The organism is Hydrogenophaga sp. (genome assembly GCF_022844385.1).
Classification (GTDB): Bacteria; Pseudomonadota; Gammaproteobacteria; order Burkholderiales; family Burkholderiaceae_C; genus Hydrogenophaga.
On record NZ_JALHLX010000190.1, the window covers coordinates 1 to 4924 of the forward strand.

The window sequence follows — 4924 nt, forward strand, 5'->3', positions numbered from 1 at the left end:
CTGCAGCGCGTCATCGCCGACGCCGAAGAGCTGATGGTGGCCACCGCCCACCAGACCGAAGGCAAGGTGGTGGAGCTGCGCGAGCGCATCAACGAAAACCTGCGCCTGGCCCGCCACAAGCTGCTGGACGCGGAAGACGCCATCAAGGAAAAAACCCGCGAGATGGCGCGCGCCACCGACGACTATGTGCACGAGCACCCCTGGCGCGCCGTGGGCACCGCCGCCGGCATCGGTCTGGTGATCGGCCTGCTGATCAGCCGTCGTTGAACGGGCGCGGCATGTCTGCGCCACCGACCCGCCTGTCGGCCTCGCTCAAGGGGCTGACCGCCACCGTGCTCGAGTTGCTCCAGCTGCGGCTGGAGTTGCTCAGCGTGGAGGCGCAGGAAGAGGTGCTGCGCGTGGGCGGCCTGCTGGTCTATGGCGCCGTGGCCGTGGCTTTTCTCAGCCTGGGACTGGGTTTTCTGGCCATGTTGATCACCGTCGCCTTGTGGGACACGCACCGCCTGTTGCCGCTCGCGGTGTTCGCTGGTGTGTTCATCGTTCTCGGTGGTGTGGCCGCCTGGTTGGCGCGCGAACGCTTGCGCAGCGGCACCCGGCTGTTTTCGGCCACCGTCGAAGAGCTCAAGCAGGACCGCGAGGAATTGCGTTCATGAGCAAGGAAAAAGCCGACCGCGCCGGGCAACTGGCCCGCCGGCGCCAGATGCTGGTGCTGCGGTCCGGCCGGTTGCGTGGCCAGGTGGCGGAGCAGATGCAGGTCATGCAGCCAGCCTTGGTCTGGGCCGACCGGTTGCAGGACGCCTGGATCTGGCTGCGCGCCAACCCGCTGGCGGTCGCAGGCGGTGTGCTCGCCGTGGCGGTCTGGCGGCCACGCCGCTCGCTGGGGCTGGCGCTGCGGCTGTGGTCGGGCTGGAAGCTGTTGCAGCGTGCCCGTTCGGTGGGCAGCACCGCGTCCCGCCTTTTCTGACCTCATGCCGCCCAAGATTCCTCAATCGGTGCTGGTCGTGATCCACACACCGGCGCTGGAGGTGCTGCTGATCGAACGCGCCGACGCCCCGGGTTTCTGGCAATCGGTGACCGGTTCGAAGGACTCGCTGGACGAGCCCTTCGAACTCACCGCCGCGCGCGAAGTGGCCGAAGAAACCGGGCTGGACGTGCGAGTGCCCGGCCATGTGCTCACCGACTGGGCGCTGGAAAACGTGTACGAGATCTACCCGCAGTGGCGCCACCGCTATGCCGACGGCGTGACGCACAACACCGAGCACCTGTTCGGCCTGTGCATTCCGCGCGCTGTGCCGGTGCTGCTCAGCCCGCGCGAGCACCGAGACCAGGTGTGGCTGCCTTGGGCCCAAGCGGCCGAGCGGTGCTTCTCGCCTTCGAATGCCGAGGCCATTTCCTGGTTACCCAGATTGGCCGCAAGTTTGAGTTGATTGACACGTGGCGCGCGCAGGGTTGGTGGCATGATTTGCCTCATGAGCATTCTTCGCATCGCCACATACAACATCCACAAAGGCGTTCAAGGCCTGGGTCCCGGGAGGCGCCTGGAGATCCACAACCTCGCTCATGCGGTCGAGCAGTTCGATGCCGACATCGTCTGTTTGCAGGAAGTGCGGCAACACAACCGCAAGCTGGAGAAACACTTCACCCGCTGGCCCGACCTGGACCAGGCCAACTACCTCACACCCGACGGCTACGAGGCGGTTTACCGCACCAACGCCACCACGCGCCACGGCGAGCACGGCAACGCCTTGCTGTCGCGGTGGCCGGTGATCGGCAGCCAGCACTCCGACGTGTCCGACCACCGCTTCGAGCAGCGCGGACTGCTGCATGTGCAGCTGTTGATCGATGGCATCGAGGTGCACGTGGTCGTGGTGCACCTGGGCCTGATTCACGCCAGCCGCTCGCGCCAGGTGCAGCGCCTGGGCGAGTACATCGCCACCGGCGTGCCCGAGGCTGCTCCGCTGATCGTGGCGGGTGACTTCAACGACTGGGGTGCGCAGTTGCTCAAGCCCATGGCCGATCTGGACCTGCGCACCTTCGAAGGCATCCGCTTGCCGACCTATCCCTCGCGCCTGCCACTGCTGCACCTGGACCGCATTTTCGTGCGCGGTCTGCGGCCCGTGTCGGCGCAGGTGCCGCACGGTCGCGCTTGGGCGCGCATGTCCGACCACCTGCCGCTGATCGCCGAGCTGGAGCTGTGAAGGGCCAAGGCACCTCGTTGCGCCGCTCGCGTGCCGTGCACGGCGCTCTGCGAGGTGGCCATCAGTTGCTGCTGCTGCAGGGCGGTGCCGAGTTTTTTCCAGCCCTGGTGGAGGCCATGGACGCAGCGCGCCGCGTGGTGCACCTGGAAACCTACATCTTCGAATTCGCCGGCTCTGCGCTCAGCGTGGCCGAAGCGCTGGAGCGCGCGGCGCAGCGCGGCGTGGTGGTGCGGCTGGTGATCGACGGCGTGGGCACGCCGGCCATCCCGCTGGATTGGCGAGACCGGTTTGATGCCGCCGGCGTGCACTGGCACATCTACGCCCCCCTGGGCGGCTTCGGGCTGCTGTTGCCCAGCCGCTGGCGGCGCCTGCACCGCAAGCTCTGCGTGGTCGACGGCACAGTGGGCTTTTGTGGCGGCATCAACATCATCGACGACCAGGATGATGTGGCGCTGGGCAGGCTGGACGCACCACGGCTGGACTTCTCCCTGCGGGTGGCCGGACCGCTGGTGCACGACATGAGCGACACGATGGAGCAGCTCTGGTGGCGCCTGCAGGCCGCTCGCAAGGCGCGCAGGCGGGAGTTCAAGGCGGCGTGGGAAGCTTTGCGCGAGTCGCGCCCGGTGGGCGACTTCTCGCGCCTGCTGCAGAAGCTGGACACCACCCGCGCCAGCGTGCAAGGTGCCGTCAGCGACAGCACGTTCGGCGACAGCAGCGCCGCGCCGCTGGGCGTGGACAGCGCGCGCGCCACGCTGCTGCTGCGCGACAACGTGAGCCATCGCCACGACATCGAGCGCGCCTACCTCAAGGCCATCGGCGCAGCGCGGCGCGAGATCATCATCGCCAACGCGTACTTCATCCCCGGACGCAAGCTGCGCCGCGCACTCATGCTGGCCGCTGCGCGGGGTGTGCGGGTGCGCCTGCTGTCGCAAGGCAAGTACGAGAACTTCTTTCAGTACCGGGCCGCGCGCCCGGTGTATCAGCACCTGGTGAACGCCGGCATCGAGATCCACGAATACGCACCCAGTGCGTTTCACGCCAAGGTGGCGGTGGTGGACGAACGCTGGGCCACGGTCGGCTCCACCAACCTCGACCCGCTCTCTTTGCTGCTGGCGCGCGAGGCCAACGTGATGACCACCGACCGGCGCTTTGCCGAGTTGCTGCGCAGCCATCTCGATGGTCTGGTGCAGAACGCCGGCGACATGGTCGATGTGCAGGCCCTGAGCAGCCGGCACTGGACGCAGCGTGTGCTCGACCGCATTGCATTCGGCATCATGCGAGCCACCCTGTTCGTCACCGGTCATCGCTATTGAACTGGCCATGCAAGACGACCTGATCGTCCAGCGCCCACAAGGCCTGTATTGCCCGCCGGGCGACTTCTACATCGACCCCTGGCGCAAGGTCGAGCGCGCGGTGATCACCCACGCACACGCCGACCACGCCCGCCCCGGCCATGCGCACTACCTCGCCACGGCGGTGTCCGAAGGCCTGCTGCGCTCGCGTCTGGGGCAGGGCATCACCCTGCAGGGCGTGGCGTACGGCGAAGCGGTGGAACACAACGGCGTGCGCATTTCGTTGCATCCTGCCGGCCACGTGCTCGGCTCGGCGCAGGTGCGCGTGGAGCATGGCGGCCGTGTGTGGGTGGCCAGCGGCGACTACCGCACCACGCCGGCCGGCGCCACGCCCGACCGCACCTGCACGCCGTTTGAGTCCGTGCGCAGCGATGTCTTCATCACCGAGTCCACCTTCGGCCTGCCCATCTACCGCTGGCGGCCCGACGCCGAGCTGTTCGGCCAGATCAACCAGTGGTGGGCCGACAACGCCGCGGCCGGGCGAGCCAGCGTGCTGGTGTGCTACAGCCTGGGCAAGGCGCAGCGCATCCTCGGCGGGGTCGATGCGTCCATCGGCCCCATCGTCTGCCACGGCGCGGTGGAGCCGCTCAACCGCGCCTACCGCGCGGTGGGCGTGGAACTGCCCGACACGCTGATGGTGAGCGACGTGACCGACAAGGCCAGCCTGCAACGCGCGCTGGTGCTCTGTCCGGGCAGTGCGCTGGGCACACCGTGGATCAAACGTTTTGGTGATTTTTCCGACGCGTTCGCCAGCGGCTGGATGCAGGTGCGCGGCCAGCGCCGCCGCGGTGGGCACGACCGCGGCTTCGTGCTCAGCGACCATGCCGACTGGCCCGGGCTGCTGGGGGCCATCGGTGCCAGCGGCGCCGAGCGCGTGATCGTCACGCACGGCAGCATTCCGGTGCTGGTGCGCTACCTGCAAGAACAAGGACTGCAGGCCGAGGGCTTCGACACCGAGTATGGCGACGAGCACGAAACCCGCGCCGAGACCGCGCCGGCAACCATGGATTCTCCTGCGCCATGAAGCGATTCGCCGACCTGTTCGCCGAGCTTGATGCGACCACCTCGACGAGCGCCAAGGTCACGGCGCTGCAGCGCTACCTGGGCGCCGTGGACGATGCCGACGCTGCGTGGGCCGTGTACTTTCTCTCGGGCGGAAAACCGCGTCAGCTGATCAAGACCGCGCAGCTGCGCGCGCTCGCAGAAGAAGCTTCAGGTCTGCCCGCGTGGTTGTTTGACGCGAGCTACCAGACCGTGGGCGACCTGGCCGAAACCATTGCGCTCGTGTTGCCTGCACCTGAGAGCGCAGACGGCCTGTCGGCCAGCTTGAGTGACTGGATGGAGCAACGCCTGCTGCCCCTGCGCGGGCAGGGC

At 67.9% G+C, this 4924-nt stretch carries 7 protein-coding genes and 1 pseudogene; all 8 read left to right on the forward strand.

The annotated features are described in order from the left end of the window. On the forward strand, window positions 1-267 hold a 267-nt coding region (locus tag Q0C59_RS18640; protein ID WP_291218381.1), incomplete at its 5' end, for a YqjD family protein. An 11-nt stretch (window positions 268-278) separates the two neighbouring features. After that, on the forward strand, window positions 279-653 hold the full coding sequence (locus Q0C59_RS18645; RefSeq protein ID WP_291218382.1) for a phage holin family protein: 375 nt from the start codon (window positions 279-281) through the stop codon (window positions 651-653). After that, entirely contained in the window at window positions 650-964 is a 315-nt protein-coding gene (locus Q0C59_RS18650) for a YqjK family protein (RefSeq protein WP_291218384.1), read from the forward strand. Before Q0C59_RS18645 ends, Q0C59_RS18650 begins: the two co-directional genes overlap by 4 nt. A 4-nt stretch (window positions 965-968) precedes the next feature. Then, on the forward strand, window positions 969-1427 hold the full coding sequence (gene nudB / locus Q0C59_RS18655) for a dihydroneopterin triphosphate diphosphatase (protein ID WP_291218387.1): 459 nt from the start codon (window positions 969-971) through the stop codon (window positions 1425-1427). Between the two features lie 42 nt (window positions 1428-1469). Further along, window positions 1470-2198 carry an endonuclease/exonuclease/phosphatase family protein gene (locus Q0C59_RS18660; RefSeq protein WP_291218388.1) on the forward strand — a complete coding sequence of 243 codons (729 nt, stop codon included), beginning with the start codon at window positions 1470-1472 and terminating at the stop codon, window positions 2196-2198. Beyond that, entirely contained in the window at window positions 2195-3511 is a 1317-nt protein-coding gene (gene clsB / locus Q0C59_RS18665) for a cardiolipin synthase ClsB (protein WP_291218389.1), read from the forward strand. The genes Q0C59_RS18660 and clsB overlap by 4 nt, the downstream gene beginning before the upstream one ends. Before the next feature lie 7 nt (window positions 3512-3518). Then, complete coding sequence (locus tag Q0C59_RS18670) at window positions 3519-4574, forward strand: ligase-associated DNA damage response exonuclease (RefSeq protein WP_291218390.1); 1056 nt, start codon at window positions 3519-3521, stop codon at window positions 4572-4574. Then, window positions 4571-4924 (forward strand): annotated as a pseudogene (locus tag Q0C59_RS18675) (ATP-dependent DNA ligase); the annotation flags it as partial. The gene Q0C59_RS18670 and the pseudogene Q0C59_RS18675, both read left to right, overlap by 4 nt.

What these genes read in the sequence shown, in the direction of transcription:
- Q0C59_RS18645 (WP_291218382.1), top strand. Translation starts at nt 279, where the DNA reads ATGTCTGCGCCACCGACCCGCCTGTCGGCCTCGCTCAAGGGGCTGACC.
- Q0C59_RS18650 (WP_291218384.1), top strand. Translation starts at nt 650, where the DNA reads ATGAGCAAGGAAAAAGCCGACCGCGCCGGGCAACTGGCCCGCCGGCGC.
- nudB (WP_291218387.1), top strand. Translation starts at nt 969, where the DNA reads ATGCCGCCCAAGATTCCTCAATCGGTGCTGGTCGTGATCCACACACCG.
- Q0C59_RS18660 (WP_291218388.1), top strand. Translation starts at nt 1,470, where the DNA reads ATGAGCATTCTTCGCATCGCCACATACAACATCCACAAAGGCGTTCAA.
- Q0C59_RS18670 (WP_291218390.1), top strand. Translation starts at nt 3,519, where the DNA reads ATGCAAGACGACCTGATCGTCCAGCGCCCACAAGGCCTGTATTGCCCG.